The organism is Jeotgalibaca sp. A122, from assembly GCF_052266715.1.
In the GTDB taxonomy this organism is placed as follows: domain Bacteria; phylum Bacillota; class Bacilli; order Lactobacillales; family Aerococcaceae; genus Jeotgalibaca.
In genome coordinates, this window is record NZ_JBQPRB010000002.1 from 298,340 (window position 1) to 321,202 (window position 22,863).

The following is a 22,863-nucleotide window of genomic DNA, read 5'->3' on the forward strand; positions in this document are numbered from 1 at the left end:
CTAAGTAGCTTCTTCCGCAGATCATGCGTTATTACAATGAGGTGGATATGCCATGAGCATGTCAACTAGAGTGGTACCGCGGATTCAACCTATATATGAACCCGTCTCTTGCGATTAGCGAGGGACGGGTTTTTTGTGTTCAAATTAATAAGGAAGTCGATGAAAAAGAGAGTAATTTGTCCGAGTATTTTCAGCGAGATAAGGGTGGTGGGAGCTTATCAATCAAGGGCAGATGAACCGCACTTTGGAGACATGTTGGTGAACATTACAGTAGCCAACGACGCATGCTGAGCGATAAAGCAGGTTGAGGGGACAGATGACGATCCATCTGTCAAAAAGAGTGGTACCGCGGGAAAAGCCCGTCTCTATTTAATAATAGAGATGGGCTTTTTTTATACTTTTAAGGAGGGAAAACATGATTATTACCGCAGATGAAAGAGCAGAAATTTTACTGGACAGTTTGAGCTATATCAAAAAATTCCATAACAAAATAGTCGTAATCAAATATGGCGGGAATGCGATGTTAAACGATGAACTGAAGGCTTCGGTCATTAAGGACCTTGTTTTATTGAAATACATCGGCATGAATCCGGTCATTGTCCACGGAGGAGGGCCTGAAATTACCCATTACATGGAATTGAAAGGAATCGAGACGACATTTATCGATGGCTTGCGTGTGACGACACCGGAAACGATGAAAATTGCCGAGATGGTCTTGACGGGCAGTATTTCACCGGAAATTACAGCTTTGTTCAATCAGAATGGTGTACCGAGCATCAGCATGAGCGGCAAAGACGGCAAATCCATTATTGCCGAACAAAGATGCCCCGAACTGGGTTTGGTGGGAAAAGTAACCCAAGTCAACACCCAATATATTACTAACCTAATCAATGAGGGCTATGTTCCGGTGATATCGCCCATTGCCTACGGTGAAGATGGCAGCAGCCTGAATGTAAATTCAGATGAAGTTGCTAAACACTTGGCTACGGCGCTTGCAGCGGACAAGCTTATCCTGCTTACAGATGTGGATGGCGTGCTTGCCGAACCTGGCGATAGCCAATCACTTATGTCCCGCTTGACGCCTAAACAAATTAGAGAGGGAATCGATACACGGACTATCACAGGTGGAATGATTCCCAAAATGGAATGTTGCCTTGGGGCAATTTCAGGGGGAGTTAAACGCTGCCACATCATTAACGGCACTATCCCGCATGCGATCCTGTTGGAATTGTTCACGAAAGAAGGAATTGGAACCATGATTACGAACGAGGGGGATACCTATGAAGACGCAAATTGCTGAGAAATCGATAATTGAAAAAAGTGAAACCTACCTGATGGGAACCTACGGACGCTTCCCGGTTGTTTTTGTGGATGGGTTTGATTCTACCTTGATCGATAAGGATGGCCGCAAATATACCGACTTTTTGTCCGGAATTGCTGTAACCAATCTTGGCTACAGTAACGAAAAGGTAAAAGCAGTCATGTTAAACCAGGTCAATACCATCATTCACACTTCCAATAACTTTCATATTGAATCGCAGGGAGAGCTGGGAGAACTGTTGTGCAACCATTCTTTTGCAGCAAAAGTTTTCTTCGGTAACTCGGGTGCGGAGGCCAACGAAGGTGCAATCAAATTAGCGCGTAAGCGGGCTTATTTGAAATACGGGGAGCAAAAAAACGAAATCGTGGCGATGAAGGGATCTTTCCATGGACGAACGCTAGCCACCTTGAATATGACGGATAATCCCCTCTACCGGGAAGGTTACGGTCCCCACCCAGCCGGTTTCGTTTTTACACCGTTCAATGATGTCGAAGCTTTGATAACCGCCGTGAATGCGAACACCGCTGCCATCATCTTGGAGCCGTTGCAAGGGGAAGGCGGCATTTATCCAGCGCAAATGAATTTCATGAAAAAAGCACGAGAACTCGCCGACCAATACGATTGTGCACTGATTTTTGATGAAGTCCAATGCGGTATGGGCAGAACCGGGAAATTATTTGCCCACGAACATTATGGTATCGAGCCGGACATCATGACACTTGCTAAAGCGCTCGCCAACGGGGTTCCGATTGGGGCAATTCTCGCCAAAGGAGATTTTGCGGAAACATTCAAGCCGGGTGACCATGGTACGACATTCGGTGGTAACCATCTGGCTACAGCAGCAGGGAAAGCGACGGTGGAAGAAATAGTGGATAACGATTTGGCTGAAATGGCTGCTCAAAAAGGCGTCTACCTTAAGGATAAATTGAGCGCTCTGTGTCAGAAATCTACGGTCGTTACAGAGGTGCGGGGATTAGGCTTGTTGGTTGGGATGGAATTGACAGTGCCTGGGCAGCCAATTGTTGAAGCCATGTTTGCAAAAGGTTACTTAATCAACTGCACCCAGAAAAATATTCTACGGTTCATGCCACCGTTTACTATCACAAAAATGGAAATCGATGCCATGCTTGTCGCTTTGCAAAATGTTTTAGGAAGCGGAGGGATATCGTCTTGAAAATACGTCGCTCTACTATTTTTGATTTGCCATGTCTACTGAAGATGTTCGATTATGGTCGAAGATTGCAACGAGAACTGGGTAATCATTATCAATGGCGCAATGGGGAGCCCAGCCAGGCAGCCTTGGAACAGGATATTCAAGATGGGACTAGCTACGTGTGTGTCATTGATGAGCAAGACCACAGCGTTCTACCAAAGGGAACCATTTTGGCAACGTTCAATTTGTCCCCGGAAGAGAACAAACTTTTTGAAACACTGGATAATGGCTCCTGGATCAATGACTATCCTTACATTACCATTCAACGGATGTGTACAAACGGCAAAGTAAAGCGTGCCAGTCAGTTTTGTATGCAATGGATCATTGAACAATACGCAAATGTTCGTATTTATACCCATGAGACCAACAAACCGATGATTCATGTCATCGAAAAGCACGGTTTTGCCTATTGCGGACGCATCTATCCACCAGATGGTGAACCAAGGTATGCTTACCATTATGTGGCGATTGAAGCTATGAAGGAGGTCATGTAGTGATAAAAATAGGTATATTGGGTGCAAGCGGGTATGCGGGGGCAGAGTTGGTCCGGTTGCTCGTTCAAAGAAACGATGTAGAAATTGTTTTTGTTCATTCCAACAGTTTTTCCGATGCCCCATTTATACAGCGCTACCCCCACTTGAAAGGGTTGTTTACCGCTGATTTTGCTGCAATGGACTTGGAAAATAATGATTACTTCGATGAAATCGATATTCTCTTTTGTGCCTTGCCGCATGCCAAATCCCAAGCAGCTGTTAAAGCCGCCCGGTCTAAAGGGTTGAAAGTAATCGACTTGTCGGCTGACTTCCGCCTGAAGGACTCGGCAGTCTATGAAGAATGGTACCAGACGGAACACCATGCCAACGAAGCATTGCAAGAAGCCGTCTACGGTATCCCGGAGCTTAATCGCCAGGCCATCAAAGGAGCAGAACTTGTGGCTAATCCCGGTTGTTACCCGACTTCCGTCATTCTGGGAATATACCCCCTTTTGAAGGAAGGCTACCATCCATGTCAACCGATAATCTCAGACTCCAAATCCGGCATCTCCGGGGCAGGTAGGGGACTTAAAGATGGTAATTTATTCACCCAAGCAACGGAAACTATCCACCCTTATGCGGTGGGAACCCACCGGCATACCCCTGAAATAGAAGAGCAATTAACAATTATCAGTGGCAACAAAACCCAAGTAATCTTCGTACCCCATCTGGTTCCGATGCAAAGAGGCATATTGTCGACACTGTATGTGAAGAACGAGCAAGGGTTGAGTGAAGATGAACTTCATTCACTTTATAAACACCACTTTGAGGGAGAACATTTCATCCGCGTGCTGAAAAAAGGTGATACCCCCACGACCAAGGCAGTCAGCGGATCTAACTATTGTGACATTGGCCTAGCAATCGATAAACGCACGGATACAATCATTATTATGTCAGCAATCGATAATTTAATAAAAGGAGCAAGTGGGCAGGCAATCCAAAATATGAACCTGATGTTCGGCCTAGAAGAAACAAAAGGATTGACCCAGGCACCCATTTGGCCTTGAAAAAGGAGAGTATATATGTTCCAAGGCAGAAATTTCTTGAAAGAAATTGATTTTACCAAGGCAGAGTTGGAGTACTTGATCGACTTTTCCATCCATTTGAAAGATTTGAAGAAACGCGGCATCCCGCATCAGTACCTGAAAGGCCAGAACATTGCCTTGCTGTTCGAAAAACATCGACCCGGACACGAGCTGCGTTCACGGTCGCTACGAATGACTTGGGGGCAGCCCCGGAATTCCTGGGTGCCAACGACATCCAACTCGGCAAGAAGGAGTCAGTCGAGGACACAGCTAAAGTACTGGGAAGCATGTTCGATGGTATCGAGTTTAGGGGCTTCAGTCAGGAAACGGTCGAGGACCTGGGAAAATATGCCGGTGTTCCAGTCTGGAACGGCTTGACCGACGCCTGGCATCCGACCCAGATGATCGCTGATTTCATGACACTGAAGGAAGAATTTGGTGATCTGGAAGGCAAGAAGCTAGTCTATTTGGGTGACGGCCGCAACAATGTGGCCAACAGCCTCCTGATTACAGGCGCCATCTTGGGAGTCAGTATCACGATCGCAACCCCGGAATTATTGTTCCCAGAAAAAGAACTGATCGAGTTGGCGAATCAATACGGCAAAACTTCCGGCGCGGTGATTGAAATTACGACCAACCCGGCCTTAGCGGTGAAAGACGCGGATGCCTTATATACCGATGTCTGGGTATCGATGGGCGAGGAAGTTACATTTGAGGAACGCGTGAATCTGCTCAAACCATATCAGATCAATAAGGATCTGACAGACCGTATTGAAAATAAGTGGATTTTTATGCACTGCCTGCCGGCCTTCCACGATATTGATACCGTCTACGGCAAGGATGTTGCGCAAAAATTTGGTATTCAGGAAATGGAAGTAACCGATGAAGTATTCCGTAGCCCGCAGGCCCGCCAGTTCCAGCAAGCCGAAAACCGAATGCACACGATTAAAGCAATTATGGCCGCCACAAACGGAAATTTGTTCATTCCTAAATTCAAGTAAAACAAAAGACATACCCACCGTTCTAGCGGCGGGTATGTCTTTTCATGTTAGTCTTTATTGCGTGGTCTACGTTTTCCCCAGTACTGGAAGTAATCAGTTCTTAAACGGCCATTATAGAGTTTCCGTTTCTTCGTTGCTCTTTGTCCATAGAATTCCTCAAAATTCAAGTCGCTCGTGATAATGTATTTACTCCAAGTTTCCAAAGGACGGAAAACTTGGCCCATTTGTTTGTAGAGATTTTCTACATAATCTTGGTCATCCAAGCGTTCACCATAAGGAGGGTTGGATACGATTACTCCAAATTCTTTATCGGTACTGAAATCTTTTAGGGCCAACTGTTTAAAGGTAATAAAGTCCTCAACACCAGCTTTTGCTGCATTTCTTTTAGCAATTTCAATCATATTTTGATCAATATCAGTACCCATGATATCAAGTTCAACATCGAAGTTAGCCTGCATTTTTGCTTCATCACGCAGATTTTTCCATTCTCCTTCAGGAAAAATACTCCAGTCTTCTGAAACAAAAGAGCGTTGTAAACCGGGTGCAATATTCAAACCGATCAAAGCTGCTTCAATTGGAATAGTACCGGAACCACAGGTTGGGTCATAGAATGGTTTATCCGGGAACCAACTTGTTAATTTGATCAGGGAAGCGGCCATGTTTTCTTTGATAGGTGCGCCACCTTTTTCGGTACGATAGCCACGTTTGAATAAACTTGATCCTGAAGTGTCCACAGTCAAGCTTACTTCATCTTTTAAAATGGAGACCTCGATAGGGTATTCTGCACCGGTTTCTGGAAGTCTTGCACGACGAGAATAGAAATTGGACAGCCGGTCAACAATTGCTTTTTTTACAATGGATTGGCAGTCAGGTACACTGTATAGCGTAGATTTAACGGATTTTCCTGAAACAGGAAAGGCTGCATCCATGGGTAATAAATCCTCCCAAGGCAATGCTTTCGTTTGTTCAAATAATTGTTCAAAAGTTTTTGCTGTAAAAGTACCAAAAACAATTTTGACTCTGTCTGCGGTACGAAGCCATAAATTAGTTTTAATTATATCGGTTGTTGTTCCTTTGAAAAAAGCTTTGCCATTTTCAACTTGAACCTCATAACCCATATCTTTCAATTCTTTTCCCGTGATAGCTTCAATCCCGCTAGCTGCTGTAGCGACTAATTGATAGGTCATATATTTACTCCTCTCTGGTGAATAATATTCATAATAAAAGGGCAGGACTTTTGTCCCGCCCTTAGCAAATGGATCATAATAAAAATAAAAAACCTGGACTGTAAATTCCTGTAAGCCATGTTCTGTTTCACAAAAAAGTCAGGCACTTTAATGTGATGGTAATCATCTATCTGCATTTCTGCCTCTTTTCATCGTTCATTTCCTTAAAAAGAGTGCCCCTACCAAAGTTTGGGTTGCTCGCTCGAGGGGTTTACCCGTTCCACCTATACTGTTTCCGGTATAGTATCGTCACTGTGGCACTTTATAGAATACTTTGGCATAGTTAAAAACCGTAGCCATTTTTTCTGCCGTCAATTATGCAATTGCCTTAGCTTATTGTTTCGCTAAGCACGAACACTACAAGCATCTCAGCTTGTGCGAGCATGGACTTTCCTCAACCATCAAAATGATGATCGCGATTACCCGGAATTTACAGTCTTGTCAGGAAGTTCCTGACAAACACTTATTATATGCTATTTTTAAAAATTATTCAAATGGAGATTCATCTTCATGCTCACGGCGTTCTTCTAATTTCGAACCGAAAACATGTTTTTCAAGATTAGATAAACGTTTTAAGATATCGAAGTTGGTAACACCTGTTGTTGGAGCACCTGAAGATTGTACGCGGCTTCCTACAGTTGCTTGCTTCGTTAAATCATCCACACGGCCAAGCAAACGCTCGTTTTCGCTTTGCAAATAAGCAATGTCTTTTTGGTAAGATTCATAATCACGAATAATTAAGTCCAGGAATTCGTCAACTTCGCTCACGTTGTAACCACGCATGGAATTTTTAAATTCTTTTTGTAAGATGTCTTTAGTAGTTAAATTTTTATCAGCCATGACCTGCACCTCTTAGAATATACTTTTATTTTAAAAAAATACTGATTTACACTTTATTGAAAATAACCTTCTTATTTAGTATAGCAAAAAAAGCGCCTGAATACAATCGATTGGGAAGTCGGTTTCAGGCAACAATATTATGAAAAAACAACATAGAGATATATCATAACATCATTAGTTATTGCAATAAAAGTTTGGTAAACTACATACATAAGGAACGAAGCGAGAGGTTGATTATATGCGAAACAATATGATTGAACGTATAACGAATACGATGAATGAATTGCATTTTCCCTGTGAATGGCGAATTCAGTGGTTTCAACGTGAGCAAAAAGTTGAAATTATATTCATGTTTGAAGTGAATGCATCCGAACAGTTAGAAGTAGCGGACAAATATCAAACTGTAAACAGCAGCAATCAATTTGTGTTCGAAGACGCCGTGTTACTTTATCATCCACATCTTGCTATTTTGAAGGATGATAATTATTTGACGACTATAGCTTTTGATGATGATAAAGGTATAAGCGGGGGACTTATTGACGCAGTTTGCAAAACAATGCGTTTAGTGATCGGAGAAGCAATTGTCGAACTGGAAGAGTTTTTAGTTAGTGATGATTTATCACATTTCGAAATTGACTGGAATTCCAATAACTTTTTGAGTACCATGCAGACATATAAAGACACGGGTCGTTTCGACGCGACAATCTATTCGTATCCATCTGAATTACCTGAAGGAGTAGTGGAGAACAATGAAGTGGAATGAAGTCGTAATCGTGACGACAACCGAGGCGGTTGAAGCGACAGCAAATTTATTGATGGAGGCTGGGGCGAAAGGAACTGTCATCGAAGATGAATGGGACTACGTCCATCTGCAAGATGATGGATTTGGTATTCTGAAAGATGAGCACCCTGTCCCAACAGAAGAACAGGACGTCTTTGTAAAGGCCTATTATCCGGATTCGGAATCTTTTAATGAAACCTTGGCTTTAATAAAGGCTAGCATGGTGAAGATGAAAGATGCACATTTAAATTTAGGAAAATATTCCTTACTTATTAACGATGTAAAAGAAGAAGATTGGGAACATTCCTGGAAAGCTTATTACCATCCGGTACGTATCACACGTTATTTGACCGTTGTACCATTTTGGGAAAGTTATGAAAAAGAACAAAGTGATGAAAAATTATTGGTAATGGATCCGGGCATGGCTTTTGGAACCGGAACACATCCGACGACCCGCCTATCATTAGAAGCACTGGAAACAACTATTCGTGGCGGTGAGAAAGTGCTTGATGTCGGAACGGGTTCTGGCGTATTAAGCATTGCTGCTAAAGCCTTTGGTGCTGGAGAAGTTAAAGCGTATGATATAGATGAAATCGCGACCAGACAAGCGAAAGAAAACATCGCTTTAAACGCTTATGCCACAGATGTGACCGTAGAACCTAATAATCTTCTTAGGGGCATTCATAATGCTGAAGCTGACTTAATTGTTGCAAATATACTCGCGGAAATATTATTGTTAATGGTAGAGGATGCATGGAATAATCTAAAAAATGGCGGTTATTTCATTTTATCAGGCATCATAAATTCAAAACGTGAGGAATTGGAAGTCGCTCTACTGGCGCAAGGGTTCATTTTAGAGCAAGCTAAAGTAATGGGTGATTGGCACTGCTTAATTTGTAAGAAAGAGGTGGATGCTGAATAATGCAACGCTACATCATTAAAGAATCCTTGCAAAATTTTACAAACGAATCCATCCAGTTAGATGAGGACAATTTTCACCATATGAAGAATGTAATGCGTTTCAAACCAGGTACCAAGGTGTATCTAACTGATGCAACAGGTTATAGTTGTGTCGGACGCATTATAGGCTTTAGTGAGCGGAAAGTGGAATTGGAATGGGTAGCCGATGAAACCCGGACAAGTGAGATGCCGGTCGAAGTAACGATAGCTTGCGGATTATCCAAAAACGATAAACTGGAACTCATTATTCAAAAGGCCACAGAACTTGGTGTTCATAAAATCATTCCTTTCCCTTCTAAACATTCTGTTGTAAAATGGGATGCAGATAAGATGGAAAAGAAATTAGTGCGTTTTGAGCGAATAGCGCAAGAAGCCGCAGAACAATCGCATCGGCAACATGTGCCGAAAATCGAAAAAGCCATGACGCTGTCAGAACTTGTAAGCTATGGCAAGGATTATCAGCATAAATTAGTTGCTTATGAAGAAAATGCCAAGGAAGGTGAATATGGGTTGTTTGCCCAGACACTGACCCAGTTACAACCTACGGATAAAATATTAATTATTTTTGGCCCAGAAGGCGGCCTCGATCCCAGCGAGATTACGACGTTGGAATCAGCAGGATTTTCAACTTGTAGCTTGGGGCCAAGGATCCTTCGAACTGAAACAGCGCCATTGTATGCATTGGCTGCCATTTCTTACCAAACGGAATTATTAAAATAAAAGGGGAATTACACTATGACAAACATTAACAAATATATCGATCACACGTTATTAAAACCAGAAGCGACAGAAGCCGAAATAAAAGAATTGTGTCAAGAAGCGATGGAATATGACTTTATGTCAGTATGTGTGCAACCATATTGGGTTAGCAAAGTTAGCGCATTTTTAAGTGGTTCTGATGTAAAAGTTTGTACTGTAATTGGCTTCCCACATGGTGCTAATACCAAAGAAGTTAAAACGTTTGAAGCTAAACAAGCGGTCCAAAACGGGGCTCATGAAGTTGATATGGTTATCAACATTGGGGCTGCTAAAGAAGGTAATTTTGAATACATCCGGGAAGAAATTGCTTCCATTGCAGAAGCTGTTAAAGGACAAGCTATCTTAAAGGTTATTATTGAAACGGCATTGTTAACGGATGAAGAGAAGGAAAAAGCATGTTTAGCAGCTGTAGAAGCTAAAGCTGACTTCGTTAAGACATCGACTGGATTCTCTACGGGTGGTGCAACCTTGGAAGATATCGCTTTGATGCGCAAAACCGTAGGACCTGACATGGGCGTTAAAGCAAGTGGCGGTGTTCGTACTTACGCTGATGCAGTGGCATTCATTGAAGCTGGGGCAACACGTCTGGGTGCTTCAAGCGGTAAGAAAATCGTTGATGAATGGAAAACTACTGAAGGAAAATAATTTTCTGAAAGAGGCCGGGACTTTTGTCCCAGCCTCTTTCCTGTATACGTACATCTGCCCCGTAAATGTGCTCCAAAAGGCAGCCCCGACGTCACTTTGTCATGGTTGTTGGTGCTTCAGCAGCTTACAAACATGATACACTTGGGCGTTAGCCCACAGTGCCTCTATAATAATGCTCAGATGGTCTGCGACCATCCTGCGCTTATTCGTTCCAGTTGCCATAGCCGTTGCTACTTTAGTAGCTTACGGATATGGTATGCGGTAGAAGATTCGGGGCTAAACGCCTTTTGTCCCACTCCCTTTTTTTAGTTTTCAGGAATGGCGTTATTGCCTAAATTGACGTATAATAATTAGAAATAACATCTCATAAGAGAAGGGTGTGACCAAATGCCGAAAAATAAAGATTATACCAAACAAGAAGTCATAGATTTATGCGCCTCTTATATGAACGGATCCCATGTGGCATTTGTCAAAAAAGCAGCAGATTTTGCAGAAAATGCACACTCCGGACAATTTCGTAAATCGGGAGAAGAATATTTCATTCATCCGACCCAGGTTGCTGCTATTTTAGCAGAGTTAAAATTAGATCCAGATACAATAGCGACTGGTTTTCTCCATGATGTGGTTGAAGATACGGAATATACACTAACTGATATTGAAAATGAATTCTCAGAAACGGTAGCGGTTTTGGTTGATGGCGTTACGAAGTTGGGTAAAATTAAGTATCAATCCCATGAAGAACAATTGGCTGAAAATCACCGTAAAATGCTTCTCGCAATGGCGAACGACATACGTATTATCATGGTTAAATTAGCAGATAGACTGCATAATATGCGAACATTGAAATTTCATCGTCCTGAAAAACAACGCAGTATCTCTAATGAGACTTTGGAAATTTACGCACCGTTAGCCCATCGATTGGGGATTAACAGGATTAAATGGGAATTGGAAGATACCGCTTTGAGGTATCTAAATCCACAACAATACTACCGTATTGTACATTTGATGAATTCCAAGCGAAACGAACGGGAACAGTATATTAAGGATACAATTGATAAGATTTCTGAATCCATTGACGAATTGAGTATTGAAGCCGATATTTATGGGCGACCAAAACATCTGTATTCCATTTATCGAAAAATGAAGGACCAGAAAAAACAATTCAGCGAAATTTACGATTTATTAGCTGTACGAGTGCTGGTGGATTCCATCAAGGACTGCTATGCAGTATTGGGCGCTATCCATACCAAATGGAAGCCAATGCCCGGTCGTTTCAAAGATTACATTGCTATGCCAAAAGCCAATATGTATCAATCTCTGCATACCACCGTAATTGGTTCAAAAGGAACACCGATTGAAATACAAATTCGTACCAAGGATATGCATCGGATTGCTGAATTCGGGGTTGCAGCTCACTGGGCTTATAAAGAAGGTATTTCCAAAAAAGTTGAATCGGATAATTTACAAAGCCAAATCAATTGGTTCCGCGACCTAATAGATTTACAGGATGATTCCCGTAATGCAAGTGAATTTGTGGAAAGTGTAAAAGAGGATATTTTTAAGGATAAAGTGTATGTATTTACACCAAAAGGCGATGTAATGGAATTACCAAGTGGCGCAGGTCCACTTGATTTTGCCTATAACGTCCATACTGAAGTAGGGGATAAAACAATTGGGGCAAAAGTAAATAATAAAATTGTTCCCTTAAACTATAAGCTACAAAATGGCGATATTATCGAAATGATGACCTCTCCCAACTCGTTCGGCCCTAGTCGGGACTGGATAAATCTGGTGACGACAAATAAGGCTAAAAATAAAATCAAACGTTTCTTCAAACTTCAAGATCGGGAAGTCAACATTGAGAAAGGCCGGGCAATGGTTGAAAAGCAGTTGCATGAACTAGATTTTTCACCCAAGGAAATTCTAACCAAAGCAGCTTTGAAAGATGCTGCGCAACGTTTTAATATGCCGAGTGAAAATGACATGTACGCGGCGGTTGGGTTCGGAGAATTATCAACTTTCACACTGGTGAATCGTTTGACTGAAAAAGCGAGAAAAGAGCGAGAAAAGCTCAAACAAGAAGAAGTCATGGAAACAGTCGATCAAAAAGTGACTAAAAAGGAAAGCTCGAAAATGAAGATACGTCACGAAGGCGGTATCGTCATTGAAGGAGCAGATAATTTACTGATTCGAATAAGCCACTGTTGTAACCCGGTTCCTGGGGACGAGATTATTGGTTACATAACAAAAGGGCGAGGAATATCAGTCCACCGTAGTGATTGCCCAAATGCCAAGATAACTGATGAAAATGAGAATCGGTTTATTGAAGTAGAATGGGAAGATCGAGGAAGTGCAAGTATCGATTATGAGACTGAATTAATGGTTGAGGGTTATAATCGCTCTGGATTATTAAATGAAGTGTTGCATGTCGTCAATTCTACTACTAAAAACCTGACAAGCGTAAATGGAAAAGTAGACAAGAATAAAATTGCGGTAATTACACTTAAAATTGGCATCCAAAATTTAAGCCAATTGGACAAAATCGTTGATAAAATCAAGAATATTCCGGACGTATATAGCGTCCGGCGTGTGACGTCTTGATTCGTGGAGGAAATTAGATGCGTGTAGTCATTCAAAAAGTATCAGAAGCTTCCGTTTCAGTAGATGGGAAAATTCTTGGTTCAATAGACAAAGGCTTTATGCTACTGGTGGGAGTAGGGCAGGAAGACGATGAAACGGATGTCGCATATTTAGCAAGAAAAATTGCAAATTTAAGAGTGTTTGAAGATAAACAGGGGAAGATGAACCTAGCATTGAAAGATGTGGGCGGTGCTATTCTTTCAATTTCACAGTTTACTCTTCTAGCCAATACCAAAAAAGGTAACCGCCCGAGTTTTATCGAAGCAGCTGATCCCGAAGTGGGGGATGCCCTCTATGAGAAATTAAACGCTACTTTAAGGGCTGAAGGATTTGAGGTTCAGACTGGAAAGTTTGGAGCGCATATGCAGGTGCATTTGATAAACGATGGTCCTGTTACCATCTTAATAGACAGCAAAAACAAATAAGTGTCGGCAACGAAAAAACACGCTGAAATCAAAATCTGATTTCAGCGTGTTTTTTATCGATTAAAATATTCAGTTAAAGCATTAAGGATACTGTCTGCAACCAATTCTTGGTAGTAAGGAGCATTAAATGCCGCAACATCGTCCGGATTACTCATATACCCAAGTTCCAATAAAAGAGCTGGCTGGGCATTTTCTCGAAGAACGAGATAATTTCCGAAGCGTGTCCCATTATTTTCCAAAGGCAAATTACTGCCTAGTTCATCATTTACCAGCTCCGCAATATAGTTATCAGAGTCTGCGTAGTAGTAAGTGGTGGTTCCTGTAGCATAGACGCCTTCCGGTGTGGAATCATAGTGAATACTGATAAACAAATCAGCACTATGACTGTTACTGATATAAGCACGCTCTTCTAAGGAAATAGAATCATCACCCGTTCTTGTCAGGATAACATTAGCGCCAACAGCTTCTAATTTTTTGGCGATTATATTTGCTGTATCCATGGTGGCTTGTTTTTCATAAAGATAATCACCTATAGCACCAGGGTCAGCCCCACCATGTCCAGGGTCGATGACGATTGTAGCTTCTGACAATGTTGTTGTAATCGCCGGGACAGGTTGTTGGCCGATTGATGATTGATTTTCTACAAGCCAATTTGCCACATAACCTGTTTGTCCATCTGCTGTTAGGACTTCAACGAAATCACCGCTAGCAGCAACGTATGTGTAGACATCTCCAGCAGAAGCAACTTCGATAATGGCATCCTGAAGGGTAGGGCCAGAACGGACGTTAACGCTATCCTGTAAAACAGTAACATTTCCATTCATATCAGTTATCATATTATCACTTGATGTCATTTCACTTTCGGCTGGTAATGTACCAGCTGTTATAGTAACAAGTTCAGATAATACCCATGCTGCTTGATTATTGTAATGGATTTGACTCCAGCCGTTTTCTTCGTAAAGAAGGGTGAACGTTTCACCTGTATTAGCAGTTCCAACAATCTCAGCCTCTTCATTATTTTCCGATCTAACATTTACGGAATTTTCGTTTACGGTAGCAACCAGGTTTTGTGAGGCTGCAACTTCGGTGTTGTTGATAAGCCAACTTGCAATCCAGCCGATCCGACCATCATCCATACGCACCTTATACCACTCATTTTCCTCCGTTAAAATGTTAACCACTGTGCCACCTTGGACTTGTGTCAAAATATCGTAACCGAGGCCAGGGCCAAGTCTAACGTTGACTGTGCTCGCTTCAACAATAACATTCGTGTAATTTGCCAGCGCTACCGTTCCCAAAGAACCTAAGCCCATAAAGAAAATAACAAGCAATATAAGTATGGTGTTGCGACCTATTTGTAACGGTTTCATTTTCGACCCCCTTCACATCATATATCTAACCATTATTATAGCAAATCTTAGAATTGATATGCAAAATCTTTTCAAAGAAAATGCAACTTCATTTTACCTTGACAAAAAGATACAAATCTTGTATCTTTAGTTTATTATTTTTCCGATGAAGACCGAAGTAGAATTAATTTGATTGCCTAGAGAGAGTGAGCCGTGGCTGAAAGCTTATTCCATAGAATTTTTTTGAAAGACAGGTCGGAGGATTGGTAGTTAAAAGCTACCACGCTGCAGGCGTTACTTGCAAGAGGAGAGCAAAAGCTCTCGAACAAAGGTGGTACCGCGTCCTCGAAACGTCCTTTCCCGTGTGGGAGAAGGGCTATTTTTTTATGAAAAAATGGAAAATGAAAAGTATGATTAAGGAGAGATAGATATGATCCAAAAGCCGAAAGGAACAGCCGATATTTTTCTGGATGAAATGAAAATCTGGCACTATATCGAAGAAACCGCAAGAATTTTGATGCACGATTATCAATTTTCTGAAATTCGGACACCGATGTTTGAAAGCTACGATTTATTCTCGCGTAGTGTGGGAGATACGAGTGACATTGTCTCCAAGGAGATGTATGTCTTCGAAGATAAAGCCAATCGTCAATTGGCCCTTAAACCTGAAGGGACAGCACCAATCGTACGTGCCTATGTTGAAAATAAATTATACGGACCAGAGTTTCCGAAACCGATGAAATTGTATTACTTAAGCCCGATGTTCCGTTACGAACGTCCGCAGAGTGGTCGTAGTCGTCAATTTCACCAACTTGGTGTAGAAGTGATTGGAAGTACAAACCCTGCAGTGGACGTTGAAACAATGGCGCTTGCCTGGGATTTGTTGAAAGAAATTGGCGTAAAGGACATCAAGCTCGTCATTAATTCGTTGGGCCGTAAAGAAGAACGTTTAAAATTCCGTGAAGCTTTAATTGCCTTTCTGGAGCCACATTTTGATGATTTGAGTGAAGATTCCAAAACACGTCTCCATCAAAATCCGCTTCGGGTATTAGACAGTAAAGACAAACGCGATAAAGAAATCATAGTTGGAGCGCCAAGTATTCTAGATTTCTTATCTGAAGAATCACAGGCTCACTTTGATGCTGTCCAGTTAATGCTAAAAGAGTTAAATATTCCATTTGAAATCGACAGCAACATGGTTCGGGGATTAGATTATTATCAAGATACTATTTTCGAAATTATGACTACATCTAAAGTGTTCGGAGCTGAAACGACTATCTGTGGTGGTGGTCGCTATGACGGTCTGATTGAAGAAATCGGCGGCCCGAGTGATCCTGGTTTTGGATTCGGCCTAGGTTTGGAACGTTTGGTTTTAATGATCCAAAAACAAGAAATCGAAATCCCTGAATTATCAGAACTGGATGTATATATTGTTGGCATGGGTGAAAATACGAACGTAGTCACATTGAAAATGGCGCAAGCCATTCGTTCTGCTGGTTATTCATGTGACCGGGATTACATGGACCGTAAAGTAAAAGCCCAATTCCGTACCGCTTCGCGCAATGGGGCAAAAGTCGTTATTACAATCGGTGACGATGAATTAGCTAAACAAACAGCTAAGCTTAAAGTAATGTCCAGCGGAAAAGAAATTTCTGTATCATTTGCTGATATCTATGCAAACTTTGAAACAGTTTATAATACTAGCACAGCCGATATGACAGCTTTTGAAGAGTTTTTCGGCAAAGAGTAACCCCAGAATTAAGGAGTGAATGAAATGAGTAAAAGAACTGAATATTGTGGCCTTGTTAAAGAAGAATACATCGGCCAAGAAATTACTGTAAAAGGATGGATTAACCGCCGTCGTGATTTAGGTGGATTAATTTTCATCCATTTACGTGACCGTGAAGGAATTATGCAGATTGTATTCAATCAAGAAAAAGACGCAAAGCTATTCGAATTAGCTGAAAGCATGCGCCATGAATACATTATCGAAGCGACTGGTAAAGTCGTAAAACGGGAAGAAGATCAAATTAACCCGAATATTAAAACAGGAACCATCGAATTGGATGTAACGGATGCCAAAATTCTGGCTAAAGCTAAAACGCCGCCTTTTACAATCGATGATGACCAACCAGTCACTGATGAGCTTCGTATGAAGTATCGCTATCTGGATTTGCGTAAAGAAAGAATGTTGAATAACTTAAAATTACGCCACAAAACGACGCACGCTATCCGTAATTATTTGGATGAGGCTGCATTCATGGATATTGAAACACCTTATTTGACGAAGTCAACGCCTGAAGGGGCACGTGACTATGTCGTCCCATCACGTGTTTATCCTGGTAGCTTTTATGCTTTGCCCCAATCCCCACAATTATTCAAACAACTTTTGATGGGAGCAGGAATTGACCGTTATTACCAAATCGTACGTTGTTTCCGTGATGAAGATTTACGTGGCGACAGACAACCAGAATTCACGCAAGTTGACTTGGAAACAAGCTTCCTATCAGCTGAAGAAATTCAAACACTTACTGAAGGTATGATGCAGAAAGTCGTCAAAGATACATTGGGACTTGATATACCTGTGCCATTCCCTCGTATGTCATATGATGAAGCGATGAACCGTTTTGGATCTGACAAACCGGATACACGTTTTGGTTTAGAGTTGATTGATTTACAAGAGTTTGCTGAACATACAAGCTTCAATGTCTTCAAACAGGCCTTGGCAAATGGCGGACAGGTTAAAGGCTTGAACTTAAAAGGTAAAGCTGATAACTACTCCCGTAAAGATATGGATGGCTTGACCGACTACATCAAACAATATGGTGCCAAAGGCCTTGCATGGGTAAAAGTAACAGAAGAAGGTTTGAATGGTGCTGTTGCTAAGTTCTTTGCTGACGATAGTGATGCGCTTATTGCAGCTATGGATGCTGCACCGGGAGATTTACTGATGTTTGTAGCAGATAAGAAAGAGATAGTAGCCCAATCACTAGGAGAATTACGATTGAAATTCGGTCGAGAATTCGATATGATCGACCAATCGAAATTGGATTTCCTGTGGGTTGTTGACTGGCCACTTCTTGAATACGATGAAGATGAGAAGCGTTATGTAGCCCTTCACCATCCATTCACGCGTCCTAAAGAAGAAGACGTAGCGTTAATGGCTGAACACCCAGAACAAGTCCGTGCTCAAGCTTATGATATTGTCTTGAACGGTTATGAAATCGGTGGTGGTTCGCTACGAATCAATACACGTGAAATGCAAGAAAAAATGTTTGGTGTTCTAGGGTTCACGCCTGAAGAAGCGGAAGAACAATTTGGCTTCTTGTTAGGAGCATTTGATTATGGCTTCCCGCCACATGGTGGTTTAGCACTTGGTTTAGATCGTTTGGTTATGATTTTAGCGGGAGAAAACAATATTCGTGAAGTCATTGCCTTCCCTAAAAACGGTAAAGCATTTGATCCAATGACGCATGCTCCATCAGAAGTCAGTGGTCAACAATTAAATGAATTGAGTCTGCGCCTAACGGTTGAAGACTAAAGACTAATATAAAAAAGGGCTCTATGTTACAATCGTAATATAGAGCCCTAATTTATTGGAGGAATTTAGTATGTTAAAAATTGGTTCACATGTTTCAATGGGTGGAAAGAAAATGTTATTAGGTTCAGCGGAAGAAGCTTTTTCTTACGGATCATCAACTTTCATGATATACACAGGCGCACCTCAAAATACACGTCGAAAAAATATAGATGATATGAATATTCCAGCGGGAATGGAATTTATGGCAGATAATGGCTTAGTGGAATTAATTGTCCATGCACCTTATATTATTAATTTAGGCAATACTGAAAAACCTGATCATTTTGAGTTCGCCATTGGTTTTCTGCGCGAAGAAATAGTGAGAGCACAGGCGCTAGGCGCCAAACAAATCACGATGCACCCTGGTTCACATGTAGGGGCCGGTTCAGAAAAAGGAATTGCTCAAATTATCAAAGGTTTGAATGAAGTGTTGGAAACAAATCAAACTGCTCAAATTGCTTTGGAAACGATGGCGGGTAAAGGCACGGAAATTGGGCGGACATTTGAAGAATTGGCAGCTATCATAGCTGGTGTGACACATAATGAAAAATTGTCCGTGACGTTGGATACTTGTCATATACACGACGCTGGCTATAATGTTCAGGATGATTTCGATGGCGTGTTAGAAGAATTTGATCGGATCATAGGACTGGATCGTCTAAAAGTCATCCATATCAATGATTCAAAAAACGAATTAGGGGCTCACAAAGACCGACACGCTAATATTGGTCAAGGCTATATTGGTTTTGAAGCACTAAACAAAATAGTCCACCACCCACAATTGGTTGATTTGCCAAAAATATTGGAAACGCCATATGTAGGGGAAGACAAGAAAAATAAAAAAGCACCTTACAAATTTGAAATAGAGATGTTTAAAACACAAAAATTGAATCCTAATCTAATGGCAGATATTCTGAACTCATGATTAGTCAGCCAAAATATTTTGCAGGATAATTTCCGCAGTTTCTTCGATTGAACGATGGGCTACATTTATGACCGAACAGCCCAATTTTTGATAGAGATCCATGGCGAAGTCAATCTCTTCCTGGATGCGGGCAGAATTTGTATAAACAGTTTCCGCTGGAAGTCCATAAGCCAACATCCGTTCACGGCGGAAATTTGTCAAAGTTTCAATGTTATTTGTTAAACCAACAATTTTTTTGGGGTTAACTTCCCATAATTCTTCAGGAATAGAAGCTTCCGGTAATATGGGCAAATTGGCGACTTTAACATTTTTATTAGCAAGAAACATTGAAAGTGGCGTTTTAGAAGTACGAGAGATGCCTAATAGTACCAAATCGGCTTCGAGAAGGCCTTTTGCATCTTTTCCATCATCATATTTCACCGCAAATTCAATGGCACTGATACGATTGAAGTATTCATCATCAAGGCGGTGTAAAGCTCCAGCACGTTTTGTGGGCTTTTCTTTTGTCTGTATAGAGATGTCATCTACCAAGCTTCTTAAAATATCATGGCATCTTAAATTTTCTTTATCACAAAATTCGGCTGTTTGGTTGCTTAAATCATCAACTACTAATGTATGGATAATAATTCCCTCTTTTGCCTTGGCTTCCAGCAAAATTTCTTGCAAATCTTCCGCATTTCTGATAAAAGGATAAGGGTGCAAAACAGCATTGACAGTTGGGAACTGAGATAAAACGGCTTGAAGTACTTTTCGGGCAGTTTCTCCCACGGAATCGGAAATTATAAAAAAATGAATAGACTCTTGATTCATTGTTATACCTCATTTTCTGATTAATCAAATTATAATTTAAATATACTATAGTAAGCTTTTAATTAACAGTGAAAGGGGGATTTACATGCATATGCCATTAGAAGAATCACTTGAAAAGCTGAAAGAGAATGGACTGAAGCATACGCAAAAACGAATCGATTTAATTCGTTTGTTTGTTGATGAGGACCGCTATCTATCAGCTAAAAATGTTCAGAAAAAAATGGATACGCGCTATCCCAACATAAGTTTTGACACGATTTATAGGAACTTATATACCTTTGTAGACATTGGGATTTTGGAAACGACCGAATTGAATAATGAAAAATTGTTTCGAATGTCTTGCTTGCACGACGGTCACCATCATCATCACTTTATATGTGAGGATTGCGGAAGAAGCATTCAACTGGAAATGTGCCCAATGGACTTCTTTGAACAACAACTCATAAACTGCCAATTGAAGTCGCATCGTTTTGAAATATTTGGGATTTGTGATCACTGTGTAGAAAAGAACAAATAATTTCATAATAAATATTGCAAAAGGTTGTACCTGTGGTATAATATCCAAAGAACAATTTCATTATGATTTAATTATTTAAATAATAATGGGACGGTTACTTTTAACGCTCGGAGGGAGGGAATTTTAATGTCCAAAACAGTTGTCAAAAAAAACGAATCTCTTGACGATGCTCTTCGTCGCTTTAAAAAGACTGTTTCCAAGACTGGTACTCTTCAAGAAGCACGTAAACGTGAATTTTATGAAAAACCAAGTGTAAAACGTAAGAAAAAATCTGAGGCAGCTAGAAAACGTAAATTCTAATTGTTTACATATTTTTATAAAAGCTAAGACTATAAATGTCTTAGCTTTTTCTTATGCTCCGAGATTAGATATAACACTTAAAAACACAGGACAGACTATGCTATAATAAAATAAAATATAGAAAATTTATTTTCATGGGGAGTGTAACGATATTTGACTGAAAATGAGCATTATCCAGTAACGATTGAAATCGAATTAGAAGATGCTTCTGCTTTGCCGCAACTTTTAGGTTCGCAAGATAAAAATATTTTATTACTGGAAGAAGCACTAGACATCATCATCAATTCACGGGGAACAAAAATAGAGATCAAAGGGACAGAAGATAATACGACTGTTACAAAATCGTTGATTCTGCAACTAGTTGAGTTGATACAAAAAGGCATCTCTATTTCCCAAAGTGATATTGTAACAGCAATCCAAATGGCACAAAGAGGAAGCTCCAACTTCTTTTCCAATTTGTATGATGAAGAAATCAGCAAAACGTACACCGGCAAAGTTATCAGGGCTAAGAACGTTGGTCAAAAGGTTTACTACGAGGCTGTTAAGAGAAATGATATCGTATTTGGGATAGGTCCAGCTGGAACTGGGAAAACGTTCTTGGCAGTTGTTATGGCAGTACAAGCTTTAAAGAAAGGGCAAGTCCAAAAAATTATTTTGACACGTCCGGCTGTTGAAGCGGGTGAAAACCTCGGATTCCTGCCAGGAGATCTTAAAGAAAAGGTTGATCCTTATCTCCGCCCAGTGTATGACGCGTTATACGCTATTTATGGAGTTGAACATACAACCCGTTTGATGGAACGAGGCGTCATTGAAATAGCACCTCTCGCCTATATGCGTGGACGGACTCTAGACGATGCTTTCGTAATTTTAGATGAAGCCCAAAATACAACTGTTGCACAGATGAAGATGTTCTTAACACGACTGGGTTTTGGTTCCAAAATGATAGTGAATGGAGACAAAACACAAATAGATTTACCACGGGGCGTGAAATCAGGTCTGATTGATGCTGAGAATAAGCTAAAAGGAATATCTGAAATTGAATTTGTTTCCTTTGATGCCCAAGATGTTGTCCGTCATCCAGTTGTTGCGCGAATTATCCAAGCATATGATAAGAAAGAGAAGGATCAATTATGATTGAAATAGACATGTTTGATGAAACAAACACTGTAGCGGAGTCTCATACCAAACTCGTGGAAGATGTAATTCAATTTGCTGCAACGTTTCTTGAATTGCCGCTAAACACTGAATTATCCATTACCTTTGTTGATAATGAACGGATTCGGGAGATTAATCGCGAATATCGTCATAAAGATCAGGCGACCGATGTTATTAGCTTTGCTCTAAATGATGAGTCTGATGATGATATGCCAATCAATTTAGAGAGTTTGGGAGATGCATTCCCTTATAATTTAGGAGATATAATTATTTCCGTAGATAAAACCGCAGAACAAGCAGAAAGCTTCCAGCATAGTTTTGAAAGGGAGTTAGGATTTCTGGCTTTGCATGGCTTCTTGCATCTGAATGGATATGATCATATGGATCCGGAAGAAGAAAAAGAAATGTTTGGACTGCAGAAAGAGATTTTAGATGCTTATGGACTCAAAAGAGAAGAATAACAGCAAGCAAGTAAATATATGGAAAAACACACAATTCTTAAAATCATTCCATCATGCCTGGGATGGTGTCAAAACTATTTGGTGCGAAGAAAGAAATCTTAGGCATCATGTGGCATTTGGTTCAATCCCATTACTCGCAGGGGTCTTATTGGGTATCAGTCGCGTTGAATGGATTGTCATAGTCTTGTGTGTCTTTTTGGTCATTATTATGGAATTTTTAAATACCATTATTGAAACGGTGGTCGACATGGTCACTAACTATGAATATCACCCATTGGCCAAAAAAGCAAAAGACATTGCTGCTGGGGCAGTGTTGGTTACAGCTTTTTTCACAGTGGTGATTGCTGCCATCATATTTTTACCAAAACTAATAGAGCTAGCCTTTTAAAGGGGACGA

At 40.8% G+C, this 22,863-nt stretch carries 22 protein-coding genes, 1 other RNA gene, 1 pseudogene and 3 other annotated features (1 of these 27 running past the window's edge); of the genes and pseudogenes, 19 read left to right on the forward strand and 5 right to left on the reverse strand.

What is annotated here, in order from left to right; all coding sequences use genetic code 11:
• Positions 1 to 112 (forward strand) — a binding site (T-box leader); it begins 117 nt to the left of the window's first position.
• A 38-nt stretch (positions 113 to 150) separates the two neighbouring features.
• Positions 151 to 370, forward strand: a binding site (T-box leader).
• Positions 371 to 415: 45 nt separating this feature from the next.
• The 5 genes and pseudogenes from argB to argF all read left to right on the forward strand — a co-directional run bounded on the left by argB (position 416) and on the right by argF (position 5,093).
• Complete coding sequence (gene argB / locus ACTU7M_RS04100; RefSeq protein ID WP_443473101.1) at positions 416 to 1,300, forward strand: acetylglutamate kinase; 885 nt, start codon at positions 416 to 418, stop codon at positions 1,298 to 1,300.
• Entirely contained in the window at positions 1,281 to 2,495 is a 1,215-nt protein-coding gene (locus ACTU7M_RS04105; protein ID WP_443473102.1) for an aspartate aminotransferase family protein, read from the forward strand. The genes argB and ACTU7M_RS04105 overlap by 20 nt, the downstream gene beginning before the upstream one ends.
• Positions 2,492 to 3,028 (forward strand): hypothetical protein, encoded by a 537-nt coding sequence (locus ACTU7M_RS04110; protein WP_443473103.1) that lies wholly within the window; start codon positions 2,492 to 2,494, stop codon positions 3,026 to 3,028. The genes ACTU7M_RS04105 and ACTU7M_RS04110 overlap by 4 nt, the downstream gene beginning before the upstream one ends.
• Positions 3,028 to 4,074: an N-acetyl-gamma-glutamyl-phosphate reductase gene (argC, locus tag ACTU7M_RS04115; RefSeq protein ID WP_443473104.1), complete on the forward strand. Its 1,047-nt coding sequence runs from the start codon at positions 3,028 to 3,030 to the stop codon at positions 4,072 to 4,074. Before ACTU7M_RS04110 ends, argC begins: the two co-directional genes overlap by 1 nt.
• A 15-nt stretch (positions 4,075 to 4,089) precedes the next feature.
• Positions 4,090 to 5,093 (forward strand): annotated as a pseudogene (argF, locus tag ACTU7M_RS04120) (ornithine carbamoyltransferase).
• A gap of 47 nt (positions 5,094 to 5,140) precedes the next feature.
• Here the strand turns inward: argF and ACTU7M_RS04125 are convergent.
• From ACTU7M_RS04125 to gpsB, 3 genes are all read right to left on the reverse strand, one after another.
• Positions 5,141 to 6,280: a THUMP domain-containing class I SAM-dependent RNA methyltransferase gene (locus tag ACTU7M_RS04125; RefSeq protein WP_443473105.1), complete on the reverse strand. Its 1,140-nt coding sequence runs from the start codon at positions 6,278 to 6,280 to the stop codon at positions 5,141 to 5,143.
• 106 nt (positions 6,281 to 6,386) lie between these two features.
• Positions 6,387 to 6,750, reverse strand: an RNA gene (gene rnpB / locus ACTU7M_RS04130) — RNase P RNA component class B.
• A gap of 55 nt (positions 6,751 to 6,805) precedes the next feature.
• Positions 6,806 to 7,159: a cell division regulator GpsB gene (gene gpsB / locus ACTU7M_RS04135; protein WP_443473106.1), complete on the reverse strand. Its 354-nt coding sequence runs from the start codon at positions 7,157 to 7,159 to the stop codon at positions 6,806 to 6,808.
• 238 nt (positions 7,160 to 7,397) lie between these two features.
• Between gpsB and ACTU7M_RS04140 the strand changes: the two genes are divergently transcribed.
• From ACTU7M_RS04140 to dtd, 6 genes are all read left to right on the forward strand, one after another.
• On the forward strand, positions 7,398 to 7,922 hold the full coding sequence (locus ACTU7M_RS04140) for a DUF3013 family protein (RefSeq protein WP_443473107.1): 525 nt from the start codon (positions 7,398 to 7,400) through the stop codon (positions 7,920 to 7,922).
• Positions 7,909 to 8,862, forward strand: a complete 954-nt coding sequence (gene prmA, locus ACTU7M_RS04145; protein WP_443473108.1) for a 50S ribosomal protein L11 methyltransferase — start codon at positions 7,909 to 7,911, stop codon at positions 8,860 to 8,862. Before ACTU7M_RS04140 ends, prmA begins: the two co-directional genes overlap by 14 nt.
• On the forward strand, positions 8,862 to 9,620 hold the full coding sequence (locus ACTU7M_RS04150) for a 16S rRNA (uracil(1498)-N(3))-methyltransferase (protein ID WP_443473109.1): 759 nt from the start codon (positions 8,862 to 8,864) through the stop codon (positions 9,618 to 9,620). Before prmA ends, ACTU7M_RS04150 begins: the two co-directional genes overlap by 1 nt.
• Positions 9,621 to 9,635: 15 nt before the next feature.
• Positions 9,636 to 10,304 (forward strand): deoxyribose-phosphate aldolase, encoded by a 669-nt coding sequence (deoC, locus tag ACTU7M_RS04155; protein WP_443473110.1) that lies wholly within the window; start codon positions 9,636 to 9,638, stop codon positions 10,302 to 10,304.
• A gap of 387 nt (positions 10,305 to 10,691) precedes the next feature.
• A complete protein-coding gene (locus tag ACTU7M_RS04160) occupies positions 10,692 to 12,905 on the forward strand; it encodes a RelA/SpoT family protein (RefSeq protein WP_443473111.1) in 2,214 nt (737 codons plus the stop codon).
• 17 nt (positions 12,906 to 12,922) lie between these two features.
• Positions 12,923 to 13,369: a D-aminoacyl-tRNA deacylase gene (gene dtd, locus ACTU7M_RS04165; RefSeq protein WP_443473112.1), complete on the forward strand. Its 447-nt coding sequence runs from the start codon at positions 12,923 to 12,925 to the stop codon at positions 13,367 to 13,369.
• Positions 13,370 to 13,422: 53 nt separating this feature from the next.
• On the opposite strand, the gene ACTU7M_RS04170 is transcribed toward dtd, so the two are convergent.
• Positions 13,423 to 14,739, reverse strand: coding sequence for an N-acetylmuramoyl-L-alanine amidase (locus ACTU7M_RS04170; RefSeq protein ID WP_443473113.1), 1,317 nt, complete (start codon positions 14,737 to 14,739; stop codon positions 13,423 to 13,425).
• Between the two features lie 136 nt (positions 14,740 to 14,875).
• Positions 14,876 to 15,079, forward strand: a binding site (T-box leader).
• A 69-nt stretch (positions 15,080 to 15,148) separates the two neighbouring features.
• Here ACTU7M_RS04170 and hisS point away from each other — a divergent pair.
• The 3 genes from hisS (at position 15,149) to ACTU7M_RS04185 (ending at position 19,223) form a co-directional block, all read left to right on the forward strand.
• A complete protein-coding gene (gene hisS, locus ACTU7M_RS04175; protein WP_443473114.1) occupies positions 15,149 to 16,468 on the forward strand; it encodes a histidine--tRNA ligase in 1,320 nt (439 codons plus the stop codon).
• 24 nt (positions 16,469 to 16,492) lie between these two features.
• On the forward strand, positions 16,493 to 18,259 hold the full coding sequence (gene aspS / locus ACTU7M_RS04180) for an aspartate--tRNA ligase (protein WP_443473115.1): 1,767 nt from the start codon (positions 16,493 to 16,495) through the stop codon (positions 18,257 to 18,259).
• Positions 18,260 to 18,329: 70 nt separating this feature from the next.
• The gene (locus ACTU7M_RS04185; RefSeq protein WP_443473116.1) at positions 18,330 to 19,223 is read left to right on the forward strand and encodes a deoxyribonuclease IV; all 894 of its coding nucleotides are present in this window, start codon (positions 18,330 to 18,332) and stop codon (positions 19,221 to 19,223) included.
• On the opposite strand, the gene ACTU7M_RS04190 is transcribed toward ACTU7M_RS04185, so the two are convergent.
• Complete coding sequence (locus ACTU7M_RS04190) at positions 19,224 to 20,033, reverse strand: pyruvate, water dikinase regulatory protein (RefSeq protein WP_443473117.1); 810 nt, start codon at positions 20,031 to 20,033, stop codon at positions 19,224 to 19,226.
• Positions 20,034 to 20,118: 85 nt separating this feature from the next.
• Here ACTU7M_RS04190 and ACTU7M_RS04195 point away from each other — a divergent pair, with 85 nt between their 5' ends.
• The 5 genes from ACTU7M_RS04195 (at position 20,119) to ACTU7M_RS04215 (ending at position 22,854) form a co-directional block, all read left to right on the forward strand.
• On the forward strand, positions 20,119 to 20,550 hold the full coding sequence (locus ACTU7M_RS04195) for a Fur family transcriptional regulator (RefSeq protein ID WP_443473118.1): 432 nt from the start codon (positions 20,119 to 20,121) through the stop codon (positions 20,548 to 20,550).
• A gap of 126 nt (positions 20,551 to 20,676) precedes the next feature.
• On the forward strand, positions 20,677 to 20,850 hold the full coding sequence (gene rpsU / locus ACTU7M_RS04200) for a 30S ribosomal protein S21 (protein ID WP_443473119.1): 174 nt from the start codon (positions 20,677 to 20,679) through the stop codon (positions 20,848 to 20,850).
• A 153-nt stretch (positions 20,851 to 21,003) separates the two neighbouring features.
• Entirely contained in the window at positions 21,004 to 21,984 is a 981-nt protein-coding gene (locus tag ACTU7M_RS04205) for a PhoH family protein (protein WP_443473120.1), read from the forward strand.
• Positions 21,984 to 22,466 carry an rRNA maturation RNase YbeY gene (ybeY, locus tag ACTU7M_RS04210; RefSeq protein ID WP_443473138.1) on the forward strand — a complete coding sequence of 161 codons (483 nt, stop codon included), beginning with the start codon at positions 21,984 to 21,986 and terminating at the stop codon, positions 22,464 to 22,466. The genes ACTU7M_RS04205 and ybeY overlap by 1 nt, the downstream gene beginning before the upstream one ends.
• Entirely contained in the window at positions 22,444 to 22,854 is a 411-nt protein-coding gene (locus tag ACTU7M_RS04215; protein ID WP_443473139.1) for a diacylglycerol kinase family protein, read from the forward strand. The genes ybeY and ACTU7M_RS04215 overlap by 23 nt, the downstream gene beginning before the upstream one ends.
• Positions 22,855 to 22,863: the final 9 nt, after the last annotated feature.